Annotated in this window: 17 protein-coding genes; 13 read left to right on the forward strand and 4 right to left on the reverse strand. The window is 44.7% G+C overall.

The window, feature by feature from the left end; translation table 11 throughout:
- Positions 1–31 precede the first annotated feature (31 nt).
- The gene (locus LT679_RS12260; RefSeq protein ID WP_232177883.1) at positions 32–553 is read right to left on the reverse strand and encodes an NADPH-dependent FMN reductase; all 522 of its coding nucleotides are present in this window, start codon (positions 551–553) and stop codon (positions 32–34) included.
- A 231-nt stretch (positions 554–784) separates the two neighbouring features.
- On the opposite strand from LT679_RS12260, the gene LT679_RS12265 reads away from it, so the two are divergent.
- From LT679_RS12265 to pafA, 7 genes are all read left to right on the forward strand, one after another.
- Positions 785–1588 carry a ParA family protein gene (locus tag LT679_RS12265; protein WP_232177884.1) on the forward strand — a complete coding sequence of 268 codons (804 nt, stop codon included), beginning with the start codon at positions 785–787 and terminating at the stop codon, positions 1586–1588.
- A 3-nt stretch (positions 1589–1591) separates the two neighbouring features.
- Positions 1592–2506 (forward strand): ParB/RepB/Spo0J family partition protein, encoded by a 915-nt coding sequence (locus LT679_RS12270; RefSeq protein WP_232177885.1) that lies wholly within the window; start codon positions 1592–1594, stop codon positions 2504–2506.
- A 201-nt stretch (positions 2507–2707) separates the two neighbouring features.
- Positions 2708–3346, forward strand: coding sequence for a DUF5683 domain-containing protein (locus tag LT679_RS12275; RefSeq protein ID WP_232177886.1), 639 nt, complete (start codon positions 2708–2710; stop codon positions 3344–3346).
- 98 nt (positions 3347–3444) lie between these two features.
- On the forward strand, positions 3445–4119 hold the full coding sequence (locus LT679_RS12280) for a DUF5683 domain-containing protein (RefSeq protein ID WP_232177887.1): 675 nt from the start codon (positions 3445–3447) through the stop codon (positions 4117–4119).
- A 37-nt stretch (positions 4120–4156) separates the two neighbouring features.
- Positions 4157–4909 (forward strand): 4-hydroxy-tetrahydrodipicolinate reductase, encoded by a 753-nt coding sequence (gene dapB / locus LT679_RS12285; RefSeq protein WP_232177888.1) that lies wholly within the window; start codon positions 4157–4159, stop codon positions 4907–4909.
- A 19-nt stretch (positions 4910–4928) separates the two neighbouring features.
- Positions 4929–6026 (forward strand): signal peptidase I, encoded by a 1098-nt coding sequence (lepB, locus tag LT679_RS12290; RefSeq protein WP_232177889.1) that lies wholly within the window; start codon positions 4929–4931, stop codon positions 6024–6026.
- A gap of 305 nt (positions 6027–6331) precedes the next feature.
- A complete protein-coding gene (gene pafA / locus LT679_RS12295; RefSeq protein WP_232177890.1) occupies positions 6332–7987 on the forward strand; it encodes an alkaline phosphatase PafA in 1656 nt (551 codons plus the stop codon).
- Positions 7988–8158: 171 nt separating this feature from the next.
- On the opposite strand, the gene LT679_RS12300 is transcribed toward pafA, so the two are convergent.
- Positions 8159–9688 carry a serine hydrolase gene (locus tag LT679_RS12300; RefSeq protein ID WP_232177891.1) on the reverse strand — a complete coding sequence of 510 codons (1530 nt, stop codon included), beginning with the start codon at positions 9686–9688 and terminating at the stop codon, positions 8159–8161.
- 94 nt (positions 9689–9782) lie between these two features.
- On the opposite strand from LT679_RS12300, the gene LT679_RS12305 reads away from it, so the two are divergent.
- A complete protein-coding gene (locus LT679_RS12305) occupies positions 9783–11957 on the forward strand; it encodes a S9 family peptidase (RefSeq protein WP_232177892.1) in 2175 nt (724 codons plus the stop codon).
- Positions 11958–12032: 75 nt separating this feature from the next.
- On the opposite strand, the gene LT679_RS12310 is transcribed toward LT679_RS12305, so the two are convergent.
- Together LT679_RS12310 and mutY are read right to left on the reverse strand one after the other, a co-directional pair.
- Positions 12033–12461, reverse strand: coding sequence for a single-stranded DNA-binding protein (locus tag LT679_RS12310; protein WP_232177893.1), 429 nt, complete (start codon positions 12459–12461; stop codon positions 12033–12035).
- A gap of 24 nt (positions 12462–12485) precedes the next feature.
- Positions 12486–13577, reverse strand: a complete 1092-nt coding sequence (gene mutY / locus LT679_RS12315) for an A/G-specific adenine glycosylase (RefSeq protein WP_232177894.1) — start codon at positions 13575–13577, stop codon at positions 12486–12488.
- Between the two features lie 120 nt (positions 13578–13697).
- Between mutY and LT679_RS12320 the strand changes: the two genes are divergently transcribed.
- The 5 genes from LT679_RS12320 (at position 13698) to LT679_RS12345 (ending at position 18790) form a co-directional block, all read left to right on the forward strand.
- A complete protein-coding gene (locus tag LT679_RS12320; protein ID WP_232177895.1) occupies positions 13698–14000 on the forward strand; it encodes an HU family DNA-binding protein in 303 nt (100 codons plus the stop codon).
- 20 nt (positions 14001–14020) lie between these two features.
- Positions 14021–14872: a tetratricopeptide repeat protein gene (locus tag LT679_RS12325; RefSeq protein ID WP_232177896.1), complete on the forward strand. Its 852-nt coding sequence runs from the start codon at positions 14021–14023 to the stop codon at positions 14870–14872.
- A 231-nt stretch (positions 14873–15103) separates the two neighbouring features.
- On the forward strand, positions 15104–16654 hold the full coding sequence (locus tag LT679_RS12335) for an Rne/Rng family ribonuclease (protein ID WP_232177897.1): 1551 nt from the start codon (positions 15104–15106) through the stop codon (positions 16652–16654).
- 157 nt (positions 16655–16811) lie between these two features.
- On the forward strand, positions 16812–18239 hold the full coding sequence (gene radA, locus LT679_RS12340) for a DNA repair protein RadA (protein WP_232177898.1): 1428 nt from the start codon (positions 16812–16814) through the stop codon (positions 18237–18239).
- A 71-nt stretch (positions 18240–18310) separates the two neighbouring features.
- Complete coding sequence (locus LT679_RS12345; RefSeq protein ID WP_232177899.1) at positions 18311–18790, forward strand: nuclear transport factor 2 family protein; 480 nt, start codon at positions 18311–18313, stop codon at positions 18788–18790.

Raw genomic sequence — 18790 nt, forward strand, 5'->3', positions numbered from 1 at the left:
TCAAATGCCACCAACTCATGCTATTGCTGGTTTAATATTTTATAAACTTATCCAGCTGCTCTTCGGTATATTTTAAGGTATCGGCATTAAACAGGTGACCTTCGGCATCAAACTCCTTGCTTATTAATGGTATATGCAGCTTTAATGGCATAACGTGTAGGTGCATATAATTACAAACGCCGGTAAAATGGTCAACCCCGCGAATGTTGCCATACTTGCCTGATGATACACCCACCAATGCGGCCTTCTTTTCATAAAAGCTATCGGGCCAGGCGCAGGCATCAATAAATACTTTTAGTATGCCCGGAAAGCTGCCATTATATTCGGGAATGATGAATATGAATTTTTGTGTAGCGGTAATTAAATCCTGAATGGGTTTAAAGGCCTCGCTGCGCTTACCATACAGATCGGTGGCTATTAAGGTTGGCGGTAGTGCTTCGAGCGAAAAAACCTGTGCTTGCTCCCCTTTTTCAGTTAATCGTTTTTTATAATACTCGGCCAGTTTTAAGGTGGCGCTACCCTCGCGGTTTGTGGATGATATGATGGTGATCACGGTATTGATGTTATGCTAAATGATACATTAAACAACTGGTGGCTTTACGCTTAAATCAGGCTGTTTAGGGTATCAATATGTTAAATATTGTTTGTAAGTTGGCATTTCCTGTGGATTTCTGATAGGTTTTATTACTTATCTTAGCATCCGGTAAAAAACCGTTCACGAAGGTAGAATTTATGTGGCTATTCTTCGTTATTATATGTCTTGATTGTAAAGGAAAAATAAAGCATGAGTAAAATAATAGCTTTGGCCAACCAAAAGGGTGGCGTGGGTAAAACCACCTCATCCATTAACCTGGCCGCGAGTTTAGCTGTACTTGAATATAAAACCCTGCTGGTTGACGCCGATCCGCAGGCCAATTCTACATCGGGCATTGGCTTTGACCCGCGAAATATAAAAGCCAGTATATACGAGTGTATCATTAACCAGATAGATCCGCATGAGGCTATCCAGAAAACGGATACCCCCAACCTTGATCTGCTACCGGCACACATTGACCTGGTAGGTGCCGAAATTGAAATGATTAACCTAACGGGCCGCGAATACAAAATGAAGCAGGTGCTTGATAGCGTGCGCGACGAGTATGACTTTATCATCATTGATTGTTCGCCATCATTAGGCCTGATCACCATTAATGCCTTAACCGCCGCCGACTCGGTAATTGTACCGGTACAGTGCGAATATTTTGCGTTGGAAGGTTTAGGTAAATTATTAAACACGATAAAAATTGTACAATCGCGCCTGAATACCACGCTGGAAATTGAAGGTATTTTACTTACCATGTATGATGTAAGGCTGCGCCTGTCAAACCAGGTGGTTGAAGAGGTGCGCACTCATTTTGAGGACATGGTTTTTGATACCATTATTCAGCGCAATACACGTTTAAGCGAAGCGCCGAGCTTTGGTGTATCTGTTATTATGCACGATGCTAACTGCAAGGGTGCCATCAACTACCTTAACCTGGCCCGCGAGATTGTGAACAAAAACGGCCTGGTGAAAAGCAAACTACAGGAAACTACAGCGACGATATAATACATGAGTGCAGAAAAAAGAAAGGCCCTGGGCAAAGGATTAAGTGCGCTGCTGAACGATTCTGTTGATGTACTTCCGAGTAAAAATAATAACAACGCCCGCTCTGCTCAACCTGCAGAAGCAGGGGGATTGGGGTCGGTTAACGAAATAAATATCGATCAGATAGAGGTAAACCCCTATCAGCCACGTACCGAGTTTGACGGCGAGGCGCTGGCCGAACTGTCAGACTCAATCAAACTACAGGGCCTTATTCAGCCTATTACCGTTCGCAAGGCGGGGCACAACCATTACCAGCTGATTTCGGGCGAACGCCGTTTGCGTGCATCAAAAATGGCTGGCTTGGTTAGCATCCCTGCTTATGTGCGCACCGCTAACGACCAGCAAATGCTGGAAATGGCGTTGATAGAGAACATTCAGCGCGAAAACCTGAATGCTATTGAGGTGGCCCTGAGCTTTCAGCGGATGCTGGATGAGCTGGACCTGAAACAGGAAGAACTGGGCGATCGCGTGAGTAAAAACCGGTCTACCGTTACCAATTACCTGCGGTTGCTGAAGCTGCCACCCGCCATACAGGTATCATTACGTGATGGCGATATATCTATGGGGCACGCCAAGGCGCTTATTAGTGTAAGTGACCCGGTGCAGCAATTGTATTTTCACCAGCAGATTATCAACCATGATCTATCGGTACGCAAAACCGAAGAAATGGTACGCGAGGCGCAGCGCAATACTGTAAAAAAAGAAGGTAAGCAGCCGGAGCCGTTGAGTTTCCAGGTGCAAAAGATACAGGACGAACTGGCATCGAAGTTCAGCACACGTGTTAAACTTAAAATGAATACGCAAGGCAAGGGCAGCATCGAAATACCCTTCCTGTCCGAAGATGATTTAAACCGCATTCTTGAAATGTTGGATTGGTAACAATTGTTTATCCCGGACGATAGTCCACATTATAAATGATAAATAAAGGCTGGTTGAATTACCAGCCTTTGTTGTTTATAGCTCGTGAAGCACTCAAACACCTACTTAAAAAGGATTGCTTTGCTGCAATAAATTATAGGTTTTAATGTTCATATCGAACGCTATGGTTGCATTTCTGCTGTAGCTTTAATCTGAACCGTAATGTCTAAAAAAATCATTTTTACTGTTTTATTGGCAGTTGCAATTTCCTCGGCTAAAGCTCAGCAAGCAACTATCGGGTCAAAGCCTAAACATGTTAAGTCGGTTATCCGTGGTATTTCAGTGCAAAATATTCCGGATACTTTGCATAATCCGCGCAAGGCTGTAATGCGTTCTCTCATGGTACCTGGCTGGGGACAGATTTATAATCGCCAATGGTGGAAAGTGCCCATTGTTTGTGGCGGTTTAGGGCTTATCGGATCCGCTGTTATATTTAATCAAAATTATTACAGTCAATTCTTAACCATAGCTAAGTACCGTCGCCGTGGCGAGCAACCCGCGCCTGGCGATAAGTATTATAAGGAATACATGGCGCTGAAAGACAGATCGGCAAGCGATGCCTATGTGGAGAGCACGTTAAATAGCTATCGCCGTAACCGGGACTTGGCTATATTGGGTATGCTTGGTGGTTGGGGCATACAAATGATCGATGCTTATATCGACGCCAAATTCATTAATTCCTATAGTATGGACGATAATTTGTCCTATAACATTCGGCCATCTTTGATAAATCAAGCTGTTTATGCATCGGGAATAAGTAACCGGTTCATTCCTTCATTAAAATTTACCGCAACCTTTTAGTTTCAGCTGCAATAATTACTTATTTTTTAGGTTGATAGTAAGCGGTGGTTGCAATTAATTTTCAGATAATGCCGCACTATTTATAGATTTGACTGATAATGTATAAAGCGCTGTTTATCTTTTTACTGCTTGCAGGCCTTACCATAACGGTACGGGCACAAAACCCCGACACGGCCAGCGTGGCTAAACCCACAGACACCGTCAAGGTAAAAAAGGAGCCCGTTCGCCCGGCAGTTAAGCCTGCCGCGGTGCGTGATAACATTAAAAACAGGCCGGATACATTGCATAGCCCGCACAAGGCGGTAATACGCTCACTAATTATTCCCGGTTGGGGCCAAATATATAACCGTAAATGGTGGAAAGTGCCCATTGTTTACGGCGGTTTAGGGCTTATCGGCTCTGCCATTATATTCAATCAAAACTATTACAGTCAGTTTTTAACCATAGCACAATACCGTCGCCGTGGCGAGCAACCAGGGCCGGGTGATAAATATTATACCGAGTATCAGGCATACAGCTCCGCGTCTGACACGTTTATTGAAAATGCTGTAAACAGTTATCGCCGTAACCGCGATTTGGCCATTTTGGGCATGCTGGGCGGCTGGGGCATACAAATGATAGATGCTTATATCGATGCCAAATTCATACACTCGTACAGTATGGATGATAACCTTTCGTTTAAAGTGCGCCCGGGTTTAATTGGGCAGCCCATGTATGCCGGTAATTTTAATACTGCATTTGTTCCGGCTATAAAGGTTACCTTTGCCTTTTAAATGCTAACTTAACGGCAAAAACATCACAACTAAAAAAATGAAGATTGCGCTATTAGGGTACGGTAAAATGGGTAAGATCATTGAAAAGATCGCCATTGACCGTGGCCACGAGATCGTTTTAAAAATAGACTACGATAACCTGCACGAGCTAACGGTAGAAAACCTGCAAAAGGCCGATGCTGCCATTGAATTTACCACACCCGCTTCGGTCCTACATAACATCGATGTTTGTATAGCTGCCGGCGTACCGGTAGTTGTAGGCACAACCGGCTGGTATGACCATATCGCAGACGTAAAAGATAAATGCCTGCAAGGCAATGGCGCGGTAATGTATGCCTCAAACTACAGCGTTGGGGTTAACGTATTTTTTAAGGTAAACCAACTGCTGGCTAAAATCATGAACAACTACCCGTACTACGATGTGCAGGTAGAAGAAATACATCACATGCAAAAACTCGATTCGCCAAGCGGAACCGCGATTACTATTGCCGAGGGAATATTAGATAACGTAGCCGGTAAAAGCAACTGGACCAACGTATTGATAACTGATAACCCTGAAACACCACAGGAGCCGTTAAAGCCGGAGCAACTATTAATCGAATCGCACCGTATTGACAGCGTGCCGGGTACGCATACCGTAATTTACGATTCAGAGGTAGATACCATTGAGTTTAAGCATACCGCCCACAACCGTAATGGTTTCGCCTTGGGCGCGGTATTAGCGGCCGAATGGCTGCAGCACAAAAAAGGTTTTTATACCGTGCACGACATGTTTAACTTTGATATTTAATCAGTTATAATTACAAATAATGAACTGGAGATTCTGGAGGAAGAAAGATCCTAAAAAGAAAAAAAGCGCTACCCGCGAATGGGTTGATGCCATATTATTCGCGGTAATTGCCGCTACCCTGATCCGTACTTTTTTTATTGAGGCCTATACCATACCAACCCCATCAATGGAGCGCTCGTTACTGGTGGGCGACTTTTTATTTGTGAGCAAGGTTAACTACGGCGCGCGTATGCCGATTACGCCGGTATCGTTTCCGTTCGCGCACCATACCATGCCGATATTAGGTACCAAGGCTTATTGGGATGGTATTAAGTTGCCATACTATCGCTTGCCCGGCTTTCAGGAAGTTAAGCGTGGTGATGTAGTGGTATTTAATTATCCGATGGAGGCCGACTCGCCCTTTTACCGCCCGGTTGACAAACGTGAGAACTATATAAAACGCTGCCAGGGAGAGCCGGGCGATACGCTGGCCATACTCAACGCTCAGGTATATGTAAATGGTAAAATGGCGCCTAACCCGCCGGAAGGGCAAACTGATTATACTGTTAGTACAACCAGTGGTGGCGAATACAATCCGGACGTTTATAAAGAGCTACATGTATCAGATTACAACGGTAACGGACAACTTACTATGACACCGGAATCTGCAAAAAAGCTGCGTAGCTATCCGGGCATAAAATCGGTCACCCCAAACATTGCAGTACGCAACGTTGACGATCCGTTTTATCCGGTGTTCCCTAACGATCCGCACTTTAAATGGAATGTAGATAATTACGGTCCGATTATCATCCCTAAAAAAGGTTGGACCGTTAAATTGGATAGCCTGACCATACCTGTTTACAAACGCGCTATACAGGTTTACGAGGGTAACCACGTACAGGTAAACGGTAATGAGATAACCATCAACGGAAAGAAAACCGACAGCTATACCTTTAAAATGAATTACTATTGGATGATGGGCGATAACCGCCATGATTCCGCCGACTCTCGCTACTGGGGTTTTGTGCCCGAAGATCACATTGTAGGCAAGGCCCTATTTATCTGGATGAGTTGGGACAGCAACGAATCGTTCTTTAGCAAAATACGCTGGAGCCGCTTGTTCAGGGGTGTTAAATGACGCTGACGAGTTAAAATATTCAAGCCCCCGCAGACTGATCTGCGGGGGCTTTTTTTGTTGAACCCAAGTCGCTTTACTTTACCAACCCTCGCGATAGCGAGCGATCTGTCGCTTTGTTATGAACGCGGACGGATCTCTCTCGTCTTACATCCTCGAGATGACAATACAATTGTTAATTTCTATAATCGGAATACAACTACGAATGTATGCCGAGAAAATTAGGTGGGGTTTGTAACAATCTCATAAATCATATTGAGTTTACATTCGGTTTTTCATATTTGCAGATGTTAACTAAGCAAATAGTAATGAAATATAAATTCCTCTTCTCGTTATTCTGCGCGGCGGCTGTTGTAGGGTCGGCATCGGCACAAAAAAAAGCGGCAACGCAACCCACCGCCGGTAATGATGTTGCCCGCCCCAAATTGGTAGTTGGCATTGTGGTGGACCAAATGCGCTGGGACTATCTGTACCGTTTTTACAGCCGCTACCAAGCCGGTGGTTTTAAGCGGATGCTAAACGAGGGCTTTACCTGCGAAAATACGGATGTTGACTACCTGCCTACCTTCACCGCGCCGGGGCACAGCTGTGTTTATACCGGTTCAGTACCATCGATACATGGCATAGCGGGTAACGATTTTATTATTCAGGCTACCGGCAAATCTATGTATTGCACGGAGGATTCAACTGTAAATACTGTAGGCAGCAGCTCACGAGCCGGACAAATGTCGCCGCGGAATTTACAGGCCAGCACTATTACGGATGAGTTAAAGCTGGCAACCAATTTTCGATCAAAAGTTATTGGCGTAGCTATTAAAGACAGGGGTGGCATATTACCTGCCGGGCACGCAGCCAATGCCGCTTACTGGTTTGATGATGCCAGCGGAAACTGGATAACCAGCACCTATTATATGAATGATCTGCCTGCCTGGGTTAAAACTTTTAACGACCAAAAGCTTGCCGAAAAATACCTGAAACAGGATTGGAATACCCTGTACCCGGTTGAAACTTATGTGCAAAGCTCGCCGGATAATAGTCCGAAATACGAAGGCAAGTTTAGCGGTACTGAAGCGCCGGTTTTCCCCATCAAAACATCGCAATTATACAAAGGCAATGCAGGCATGATCCGCTCTACGCCTTATGGCAACTCGTTTACGCTGGATATGGCAAAAGCCGCCGTTACCAACGAGCAGTTAGGCAAAAACGTAGTGACCGACTTTTTAGCCGTGAGCCTTTCATCGACAGATTACGTTGGCCACCAGTTTGGCCCAAACGCGGTTGAAACGGAAGATACTTATTTGCGTTTGGATAAGGATCTGGCGGCATTTTTTACCTTTTTGGATGGCCAGGTGGGCAAAGGCAACTATACTGTATTCCTTACTGCAGACCATGCCGCCGCGCATAACCCAACCTTCCTGACCGACCACAAAATACCCGGCGGCAACTGGAATGAGGGCGCAACTGAGTTGAATAAATTTTTGAAGGATAAATACAAGGCTGATAAAATTGTATTAAGCCTGAGCAACTACCAGGTAAACTTTAATTATAAAGTGATAAACGATAATAAGCTGAATGAGGAAGACCTGAAAGCAGATTGCATCCAATTCCTGCAAAAAGATCCGGATGTATTATATGCTGTTGACATGACCAAAGCGGCAGTAGCCAGCATACCCGCCCATCTGCGCGAGCGTGTGATAAACGGTTACAGCAAGGAGCGCAGCGGTGTGATACAGATCATGCTAAAACCGGGTTATTTCTCAGGCGGTCGTACAGGTACTACTCATGGCACCTGGGCACCATTCGATGCGCATATCCCGTTGGTATTTATGGGCTGGGGCATTAAACATGGCAGTATTGCCCGCCAAACCCACATGACGGATATTTCGGCCACCATAGCATCACTGCTGCACATACAGCAACCAAGCGGCTGTATCGGGCAACCAATACCGGAAGTGATGAAGTAGTTTTTAGTCGGTAAGACCGGAAGTCCGAAAAGACTGAGTAGATTTTTGATCGATTATCTCTAATACCTGTATAACAAAAAATAGCCAAGCGATATGCCTGGCTATTTTTATATATAAAGATTTCTTCCGGACTTTCGGACTTCCCGTCTTCCGGACTAAAAAACTCCAAAACTACTGCCTTTTAAAATCATAAGCGCCCATTTCCACAAAATCAGCAACCTTAAGCCTGAAGCCGCTTACCTTACCGCTTTGCACGGTAAACGGAAACACGGCCTTGCCTAAAATCGGATCGCTAAAGGTTACATAAAAGCGATTGGCACCGAGCGGTTGCAGGCGGGCATACATTTTAGGGTGATGCTCAAAGCGCATCGTCAGGTCGTTATTGTCGCCACGCTCAACATTTACTGTGCCGTATAAGGGATTGGTAAACTTGCCTTCATAATAACTTAGCGAAAGTGCCGGGCGCGGGTTAAGTGCCACGCTATCGCGCAGCTTTTTATCTGCCGCCTGCTGTTCGGCTGTGTAACTTCTGAATTCTTTTAAGTACGCATCACTGTAGTTACGATACGGCAGTTTAAAGTAAGCATCCAATATCTCCCAGCGCAGCGCCTCGTATAAGTTGTTCTGATCGGTGTTTGTCAGAATCACTATCCCGAGATTTTCTTCCGGCACCAGCGTAACAGATGATACAAAACCGTTAACGCCCCCATCGTGCATTACCAAACGGTGGTTGTGGTAATCCTGCAAAAACCAACCTAAACCATACAGCTGAAAATTTTTTGTGCCGTCCAGATGTTCGGCTGTGCCTACAATATCCTGCGGCTGGCGGGTTGCATCAATGGCCGCCTTTGCAATTACCTGTTTGCTGCCCACCTTACCATCGTTCAGCAAAGTCATTACCCATTTCCCCATGTCTGTTGCTGTTGAGCTGATAGCGCCGGCTGGTGCCATATTATCCAAGTTGGCGTACGGAATGGCTAAAAGCCGGTTATCGGCTATGGTATGCCCGGCGGATCGGTTAAAGGCCTTGGTCATGGCTACGCTTAGGCCAAGGGTATTATTCATTCCCAACGGTGCAAATATTTTCTCTTTTAAAAAGATGTCCCAGTTTTGGTCGGCTACTTTAGGGATGATTTCGCCCGCCGTTAAAAAAGCGGAATTGGTGTAACCCCACGTAGTACGGAAACCGTAAGGCGCTTTCATCAGCGCCATTTTACTCATAACCTCACTGCGGCTAAGATTGGTGTTGTAAAAAGTAAAGTCGCCCTGAAAGGTTTGAAAACCCAGGCGGTGGCACAGCAAATCGCGAATGGTAAGCAACTCGGTGGCTGCTTTATTGTCCAACTTAAAATCGGGCAGGTACTTGGTTACCTTATCGTTCAGCGATAGCTTTTTATCAGCAGCCAGCATGGCAATGGCAGTAGCAGTAAAGGCTTTGGTATTACTCCCTATCATAAAAAGTGTATTCTCGTCAACCTTATTATTTAACCCAAGTTCCTTAATACCAAACCCCTTAACCAGTACAATACGATTATCCTTAACAATACATACCGCCGCGCCGGGTACACGCCAGTTGGTGAGCGCCCTGCTGATGTAGGCCTGCAGGCTATCTGTTACAAATTTGCTGCGGTTAGCGTTTTGCGCTTGGGTGATATTATCGAATAAAAAGAGGGTAATAATTAGGAGAAGTATTTTTTTCATTACAGTTACGAGCCGATTTTTTTAAAAACACTAATTTAACGCAAAAATTAGAAGGGCATTACCCTATTTAAATTAATTGACCAAACAAAAGTACATGAAGAGTAAATTTTACAGTTTACCCGTAATGCTTATGGCCTTTTTGCTATCAGTTACATGGCAGGGGGCGCAGGCACAATTCGGGAGCGGAACTAACTGGGCTAAGGACGGATACCGGTATTACAAAACGTTTGAAGGTGGCGTTGCCGAATTTGATGTGCGCGATGCCAATAAAAAAACGGTCATCGCCACGGCGCAGGATCTAACACCTGCCGGGCAAAAACCAATCAGCATCCGCCGTTTTACCATTACTGATGATGGTAAGAAGATACTGATCAATACTAACACTAAAAAGGTTTGGCGTTATGATACCCGGGGCGATTACTGGGTGTATGATGTTGCTGCCAAAAGCCTGAAACAGCTGGGTAAAGGCAAGCCGGAGTCATCATTGATGTTTGCCAAGCTATCGCCGGATGCCAGCAAAGTGGCTTATGTAAGCGGCCATAATGTTTACGTGGAAGATTTGGCTACAAACGCTATCAAAGCCCTTACAACCGACGGCACCGACCGCCTGATAAACGGCACTTTTGATTGGGTTTATGAAGAAGAGTTTGGCTGCCGCGATGGTTTCCGCTGGTCGCCTGACAGTAAGTCTATCGCCTACTGGCAAATTGATGCCCGCAAGATCAAGAATTACCTGATGTTGAACACTACCGACAGCATGGTGTACTCATATGTTGTTCCGGTTGAATATCCAACCGCAGGGCAGGATCCAAGCTCATGCAAAATCGGGGTGGTTGATATTGCTACCGCGCAAACCAAATGGCTGAATATCCCGGGTGATAATGTGCAGCATTACATCCCGCGTATGGAGTATACCAGCAATCCTGACGAGATTATTTTGCAACAACTAAACCGCGCGCAAAACGAAAGTAAACTTTACGTAGCGAAAGTATCAAGCAATACCGCAAAGGTTATATACAACGAAACAGATAAGGCCTGGATTGACGCAAAGGAAGAGGCTACCGGCTGGGATTGGCTGAATAAAGGCAAGGAATTTGTTTGGGCAAGTGAGAAGGACGGCTGGAACCACCTGTACCGAATCGGGTTGGATGGCAAGCAGCAGCTGATCACCAAAGGTAATTATGATGTAATGAGCGTATCGCTTATTGACGAGCCATCAGGTTATATATATTTTATTGCCTCGCCTGATAACCCTAACCAGGCTTACCTATACCGTATAAAAATAAACGGCGGTAAGGCCGAGCGCTTAACGCCGGCAAACCAATCAGGCACGCATGGTTACACCATTTCGCCAAACGGTACAATGGCGATGCACAATTTTTCAAATGCTAACACTCCTTACCAAAGTGAAACCATCAGCCTGCCCGATCATAAACATTTAACAGGCGATGCCATTAAGCCGGTAACCGATGCTAAAAATCCGGTGGAATTCTTTACTGTAAAAACATCTGATGGTATTGACATTAAAGGTTGGGTAAAAAAACCGGACAATTTTGATCCTGCTAAAAAATACCCTGTAGTGTTTTATGTTTACGGCGAGCCGGCCTCACAAACCGCTAAGGATGTATATGGCGCAGGCCGTAACGGCATGTACCCCGGTATGGCTGCCGACGGTTATGTGTATATCTCGATGGATAACCGCGGCGCTCCGGCTCCGCGCGGCCGCGAGTGGCGTAAGGCTATCTATAAAAATATAGGTATCCTCAACATCCGCGACCAGGCACTTGCCGCTAAAGAAATTTTAAAATGGAATTATATTGATAGCAGCCGGGTTGCTGTTTGGGGATGGAGCGGTGGCGGTTCATCAACCCTTAACCTGATGTTCCAATACCCTGACATTTACAAAACCGGCATTGCAGTAGCTGCTGTTGGTTACCAGTTAACCTACGATAACATTTACCAGGAGCGCTACATGGGTGTACCTACTGATGATGCAGGCCGCGAGCCGTTCATCAAAGGATCGCCCGTTACCAATGCTAAAAATCTGCAAGGGAATTTATTATACATTCACGGTACAGGCGACGATAATGTGCATTACAATAATGCCGAGTTACTGATAAACGAGTTGGTAAAATATAACAAGCAATTTCAGCTCATGTCATACCCTAACCGTACACATTCTATATCAGAAGGTGCAGGCACGTCGCAACATTTGCGTTCGTTATTTACTAAATATTTAAAGGAGCATTGCCCTCCGGGTGGCAGATAAGCCAACCCATACATAATAAAGCCCGGCTGTAGTTAACAGCCGGGCTTTTCTTTTCGATAATAAGTTTATTGCTGGTCAGAAAGGCAAGTCATCCGTTTCGTCAGCGGTATTGTAATCGGCGGCGCCATCTGTTTTAATCGCGCGTCCGTTGGCATGGTTTTCCGTTTCAAAATCACTTTTGCGACCAAGCATGGTAAAGTTTTCGGCCACTACCTCAGTAGTATATTTTTTTATACCCTCCTTGTCCTCAAAAGAGCGGGTACGCAGCTTCCCTTCTATGTAAACCAGCTTGCCCTTCTGCAAGTATTTTGCAGCTACATCGGCAAGGCTTCGCCACATAACAATGTTGTGCCACTCGGTTTGTTCAATCTTTTTTCCGTCTTTGTTAAAGGTTTCGGATGTGGCGAGGGGGAAGCTTACTACTGATACACCTCCTTCCAAATAACGTATTTCGGGGTCTTTACCTAAATGCCCAATTAGTATTACTTTGTTTATTCCAGACATGGTTTAAATTAACGCAAAATTCTTCTACAAATTAAAAATATTTTTTAGAAATATAAAAATGATTTTGGGTAGCGCCAAATTACTCAAGTTTTCTACTCCTGTGTAAAACCATTTTTGTTCTAATTTAACCTGATAGTTGCTTAATTTTATTAACCTAACAAATAGTTTTTGGTGTGTAAGTATATGTTTATTAATTGGCGATACGTATTCCGCTTTAACGTTTTCGCCAAAAGCATATTGTACTTCCGTTGAGTTAAGTATCTCTTCTACAGAAATTAACCCTTTGGTTTCCAATACGGGCAGGTCATACATATTTGCCCATATGTCGTCATCGCCACGCTTGTTCATCAGCACGGTTTTTCCATCGGTAACCAAAAAATAGTTCAGGTAGCGCTCCTTGGTCTTAACCGTTTTCAGTTTTACGGGTAAATGGGTTGTAGCGTTATGTTTAAATGCATAACATCCAAGCCTTACGGGGCAAATGCCGCAGCCCGGATTTTTAGGCTTGCAAAGCAATGCGCCAAATTCCATCATGGCTTGATTATGCAGCGCAGGGTTTTTCTTATTAATTAAACTGTCGGCAAGCTCCTGGAATGTCTTTTTTGCCTTCGGTGTATTAACCGGTTCGCTGATGCCAAAGTAGCGGGCGAGTACCCGGTAAACGTTGCCATCAACAACAGCGCGATGCTCATTGGCCGAGAATGATGATATGGCCGCCGCGGTGTATTCGCCAATGCCTTTTAGATTAATTAATGTATTATAATCAGTAGGGAAAACGCCGCCATATTCCTGCTGCACCTGCTGCGCGGTTTTAAGCATATTGCGCCCACGCGAGTAGTAGCCAAGCCCCTGCCAAAGTTTCAGCACCTCATCTTCTGATGCTGCCGCGAAGCTGCTCACGTCCGGAAAACGCTCCAGAAAACGGTAGAAATAAGGCATGCCTTGCTCTACACGTGTTTGCTGCAATATTATTTCAGATAGCCATATAATATAAGCGTTAGTTGTGTGGCGCCATGGCAGGTCGCGCTTGTTTTCCTGGTACCAGTTGAGCAATTCATCGGCAAAATTCATAACTCCAAAAATAGGCAGCAAATGTGGTTGGTGCGCTTTTTTCATCACCGTTTTGCAACGAACAAAAAAAATACACTAATTATTTTAGAGTTTGCCAATAAAGCGATACTTTTGCAACCCCAAAACAGTTAAGTATTTATAAAAAATTTTAAAGAAAAATAAGATATGACTAAGGCAGAAATCATAGCTGAAATCTCATCTAAGACAGGTATTGAGAAAGTTGATGTACAGGAAACTGTTGAGGCGTTTTTTAAAGTGGTAAAAGGCTCAATGGTTGCCGGCGAGAATGTTTACGTGAGAGGTTTCGGTAGTTTCGTTGTTAAAAAAAGAGCTAAGAAAACAGCTCGTAACATTTCAAAAAATACTGCCATAATCATTCCTGAGCATTTTGTGCCAAGCTTTAAGCCAGCAAAAACTTTTGTTGAGAAAGTAAAAACCGGCAATAAATCAGCAAAAGCAAGCAAATAATTCAATAAGCATTCAGCCCGATGAAGAAGCCACAAATAGTTTTAATTATAGCAGTACTCGCTATTGTGGGCTATTTGTACGTACAACCTGTTAAAGGTTTACAAAAGGCTGAGGATGCTAATCATGCTGATACCAGAGCGGCCGCCCCTGCTGCACAGGCTCAGGCTACTATTTTGAGTGTTGAGCAGGTATCAGAAACAGCAAAAAACGTAATAGGCCAATCACTTGCCGCTCCGATTACTGAATTGGAAGGCAAGCTTAAAGCTGCCGATGGCGATGCTAAAAAGGATATAGAAAAACAGCTGGCTACCAAGTGGGATGATGTAAACCAACCCGGGCCGGCTGCTTTTTATTATAAATCCGTTGCCGAGAGTGATAAAACAGCCGATGCCTGGATAACAGCCGGTAATCATTTTAATGATGCTTACAAGCTAACCCAGGATACCACCGCACAGCCAACGTATTTAACCAACGCTGTACAGTGCTTCGAGCAAGCTCGCCAGTTGGCTCCGGATAACCTGGATGCTAAAACGGGTTTGGGTATTGCTTATGTAAACGGTGGCGCGCCGAGCCCTATGGCCGGTATAAGCTTGTTGCTTGAAGTAGTAAAGCAGGACCCGACCAATCGCAGTGCAAATTTAAATTTGGGCGTTTTCTCTATGAAATCAGGCCAGTTTGAAAAAGCGGTTGAACGTTTTAAAACTGTTATTGCACAAAAGCCCGAGCTTGAACCTTATTTTTACCTGGCTGAAAGCTATAAACAGCTTGGCCGTAAAAAAGAGGCTATCGAGGCTTACAACAAGTGTAAAACAATGATGCCTGACCCAGCCTTTGGGCAGCGCATTGATGAGTACATAAAGGAATTAAATTAATTAATCATTTTTTAAAAACATTAAAATTATGCCAAGCGGTAAAAAACGTAAAAGACACAAAATGGCCACCCACAAACGTAAAAAGCGTTTAAGAAAAAACAGGCATAAAAAGAAATAAGCTGAACTAACAGCTTATAGCCCGCCATAGTGCGGGCTGTTTTTATGTGTTGTTTTTACCTTCTTATTAATCCCGCGGTTATACCATAGCCGCATTAAGAAATGGAGTAGCAATTGATAAAAGAATTAATTATCGATTCGTCCCCCAGCGGAGCTACCATTGCATTATTACAGGATAAACAACTCGTAGAACTTCACAAGGAGCAAACCACTAACAATTATACAGTTGGTGATATTTACCTGGGCAAAATCAAAAAGATAATGCCCGGATTGAATGCTGCATTTGTTGACGTTGGATACGAGAAGGATGCCTTTTTGCATTACCTTGATTTGGGGCCACAGGTGCAAAGCCTGTTAAAGCTAACCAAGCAGGTACGTAGCGGGGGTTATCAGTCAAAGCTGTTAGATCAACTAAAGCTCGAGGCTGACATTAATAAAGGTGGTAAGATATCTGAGGTTTTAACAAAAGGGCAGTTGCTGCCGGTACAAATAGCTAAGGAGCCAATTTCAACAAAAGGCCCGCGCTTGAGTGCCGATCTGTCAATTGCCGGGCGTTACGTAGTGCTGGTACCTTTTTCAGAGGTGATATCCATCTCCAAAAAGATCAAAAGCAATACTGAGCGCCAGCGTTTACGCAAAATTGTTGAAAGCATAAAACCTAAGCACTTTGGCGTAATTATACGTACAGTGTCTGAGGGTAAGGGCGTAACAGAAATGCAAAAGGACCTGCTTGACTTGATAGCCAAGTGGGAAACGCTGATAACCAAACTCCCGTCGGTTGAGCCGTCCAAAAAGATACTGGGCGAGATAGACCGTACCTCAACTATATTGAGGGACATATTGAACTCTGATTTTCAGAGCATATATGTGAATGATAACGGCATGTACGAAGAGGTAAAATCATACGTACATGAAATATCTCCTGACTTGGAGAACATTGTTCGCCTGCATAAGCACCGCGACCCGATATTTGAGCATTACGGCATTGAAAAGCAGATTAAGGGAGCTTTTGGTAAAACAGTAAACCTTGCCGGGGGCGCTTACCTGGTAATTGAGCATACAGAGGCGCTGCACGTTATTGACGTGAACAGCGGTAACCGTACTGCCAATAAAGAGAACCAGGAGGAGAATGCCTTACAGGTTAACAAAGAGGCCGCACGCGAAATAGCCAGGCAATTACGCCTGCGCGATATGGGTGGTATTGTGGTAATCGATTTTATTGATATGCACAAACCGCTAAACCGCAAAGAGCTTTTTGATTACCTGCGCGCCGAGATGGCACATGACAGGGCCAAGCATACCATATTGCCGCCGAGTAAGTTTGGTTTGGTGCAGATTACGCGTCAGCGTGTACGCCCCGAAATGAACATTGTTACCAGCGAGGTATGCCCAACCTGCCACGGCACAGGGGCCATACGCCCAAGCATTTTGCTGCTGGATGATATTGAAAATAATTTCAACTACATCCTGCTTGAGCAAAATGAGAAAGACATTACGCTTTGCGTGCACCCTTACATTGAGGCTTACATTAAAAAAGGCCTTTACACACGCCAGATGAAATGGTACTTTAAGTACAAACAGTGGATTAAAGTTAAAAGCAATCCGGCGTATCAGATCACCGAGTTCCGCTTTTTCTCATCAAAGGATGAGGAAATTAAATTATAACAGCGCCAATGCGCAGATTATAAAAAGCAGATGTTTGAAAAAGCATCTGCTTTTTTTTTATCATCAAGGCGAATTGCCAAGTATTTTAGCATCTTATCGTGCTATCTCAAAACAAATCCGCACATTTGCACATCTGTAATCTGCACATCTAAATTACATGGCTAAAACCAAGATCGCTTACTTTTGCCAGAGCTGTGGCTACGAATCGCCTAAATGGCTGGGTAAATGCCCGTCATGCGGGCAGTGGAATACTTTTGCTGAGGAGATTCTGGAAAAGAACAATGCCTCGGTACCGGATTGGAAAGCCAGCCCATCAACCAGCTTACAACGCGCAAATAAACCGGTGCCGGTATCAGAGATCACCTTTAGCGAGGAGCATCGCCTGCTTACACCCGATGCGGAGTTTAACCGCGTGCTGGGTGGCGGCATCGTAGCCGGATCGCTGGTGTTAATAGGCGGAGAGCCGGGCATAGGTAAATCAACCCTGATGTTGCAGCTTGCATTGAACATGCCTAATCTGAAAGTGCTTTATGTATCGGGCGAGGAAAGCGACAGGCAGATAAAAATGCGGGCGGAACGTTTAGCCCCCCAGCCCCCTGAAGGGGGAGCTGTTAACCAGGTAGGTAAGGGGGCCTACATATTGACTGAAACATCAACCCAAAACATATTTAAGCAGATAGAGCAACTGGAGCCGGAGTTAGTGGTGATAGATTCGATACAGACGTTGCATTCCGCACATATTGAGTCAACGCCGGGCAGTGTATCGCAGGTACGGGAGTGTACTGCGGAGTTGCTGCGTTTTGCTAAGGAAACCTCTACGCCTGTTTTCCTGATCGGCCATATTACAAAGGATGGCATGATAGCGGGCCCCAAAATACTTGAGCACATGGTTGACACCGTTCTACAATTCGAGGGCGACCGGCATCATGTGTACCGCATTTTAAGGGCAGTAAAAAACCGTTTTGGCTCAGCGTCAGAGTTGGGAATTTATGAGATGCTGGGTGAGGGTTTGCGGGAAGTATCTAATCCATCGGAGATACTTTTGTCGCAACGAGACGAACCATTGAGTGGTGTAACCATATCAGCCACGTTAGAGGGTATGCGCCCGATGCTGATAGAAACACAGGCACTGGTAAGCACATCGCCTTATGGCACGCCACAGCGTACCGCTACGGGCTTTGATACCAAACGTATGAATATGTTGCTGGCCGTGCTCGAAAAGCGCTGTGGCTTCAGATTAGGCGCCAAGGATGTGTTCCTGAACATAACCGGCGGTATCCGTGTTGAAGACCCCGCAATAGATTTGGGCCTTGCGGCAGCCATCATTTCCTCACATGAGGATATGCCAATTTCATCGAAAGTTTGCTTTGCCGGAGAGATCGGCTTATCAGGCGAGATCAGGGCAGTTAACCGGGTGGAGCAACGCATAGCCGAAGCGCAAAAGCTTGGCTTTGAGCAGATATTAATTTCCAAATACAACCTTCCCAAAGCGGGCGATAAAAAGCGCATCGACTTTTCGAGATATACTATCGACGTAAAAACGGTAGGCAATATCGAAGAGGTATTTACACTTTTGTTCGGATAGCACATCCGGATTTACAACAACTGCAAACAAAAACGCGTTGATAAATATTAAATGCTCATTTACATTTAAATATGAAACGCGTTATTTTTTTAGCCCTGAGCTTTGTATTGATCTCGATAAGCAGTCCATCCATCGCGCAATCATCTAAAACACCAGCCGGAAAAACGTTATACAATACCATCATTAACCTGGATAAGCAGGTTTTTGATGCGTATAATAAGTGCGACCTGGATAAATTTGAAGATTACTTTGACAGCGACGTAGAATTTTTTAACGATCGCACGGGTTATACTTCATCAAGGCACGATCTCATGAAATCCATGAAGTCAATGTGTGATAACGGGGGAATGGAGCGCGTTTTGGTAAGCGCCCAGGTTTATCCGCTTGATTTTTATGGTGCCGTTGAAACCGGCTTGAGCAGGTTTTATAAAGTTACCAATGGTAAGCGTAAACTGGTTTACACCGCGCGCTTTGTACACATCTGGAAGCAGGATGGTGATGATGGATGGAAGATTGCCCGCGTTATAAGCTACGATCATAAAGCCAAATAA

It is taken from the genome of Mucilaginibacter roseus, from assembly GCF_021215455.1.
Lineage (GTDB): Bacteria > Bacteroidota > Bacteroidia > Sphingobacteriales > Sphingobacteriaceae > Mucilaginibacter > Mucilaginibacter roseus.

Coding starts and splice junctions, on each gene's coding strand:
- LT679_RS12320 (WP_232177895.1), top strand. CDS start 13,698: ATGACTAAGGCAGAAATCATAGCTGAAATCTCATCTAAGACAGGTATT.
- radA (WP_232177898.1), top strand. CDS start 16,812: ATGGCTAAAACCAAGATCGCTTACTTTTGCCAGAGCTGTGGCTACGAA.
- LT679_RS12305 (WP_232177892.1), top strand. CDS start 9,783: ATGAAGAGTAAATTTTACAGTTTACCCGTAATGCTTATGGCCTTTTTG.
- LT679_RS12265 (WP_232177884.1), top strand. CDS start 785: ATGAGTAAAATAATAGCTTTGGCCAACCAAAAGGGTGGCGTGGGTAAA.
- LT679_RS12345 (WP_232177899.1), top strand. CDS start 18,311: ATGAAACGCGTTATTTTTTTAGCCCTGAGCTTTGTATTGATCTCGATA.
- LT679_RS12325 (WP_232177896.1), top strand. CDS start 14,021: ATGAAGAAGCCACAAATAGTTTTAATTATAGCAGTACTCGCTATTGTG.
- lepB (WP_232177889.1), top strand. CDS start 4,929: ATGAACTGGAGATTCTGGAGGAAGAAAGATCCTAAAAAGAAAAAAAGC.
- LT679_RS12275 (WP_232177886.1), top strand. CDS start 2,708: ATGTCTAAAAAAATCATTTTTACTGTTTTATTGGCAGTTGCAATTTCC.
- LT679_RS12280 (WP_232177887.1), top strand. CDS start 3,445: ATGTATAAAGCGCTGTTTATCTTTTTACTGCTTGCAGGCCTTACCATA.
- LT679_RS12310 (WP_232177893.1), bottom strand. CDS start 12,461: ATGTCTGGAATAAACAAAGTAATACTAATTGGGCATTTAGGTAAAGAC.
- dapB (WP_232177888.1), top strand. CDS start 4,157: ATGAAGATTGCGCTATTAGGGTACGGTAAAATGGGTAAGATCATTGAA.
- mutY (WP_232177894.1), bottom strand. CDS start 13,577: ATGAAAAAAGCGCACCAACCACATTTGCTGCCTATTTTTGGAGTTATG.
- LT679_RS12300 (WP_232177891.1), bottom strand. CDS start 9,688: ATGAAAAAAATACTTCTCCTAATTATTACCCTCTTTTTATTCGATAAT.
- pafA (WP_232177890.1), top strand. CDS start 6,332: ATGAAATATAAATTCCTCTTCTCGTTATTCTGCGCGGCGGCTGTTGTA.
- LT679_RS12270 (WP_232177885.1), top strand. CDS start 1,592: ATGAGTGCAGAAAAAAGAAAGGCCCTGGGCAAAGGATTAAGTGCGCTG.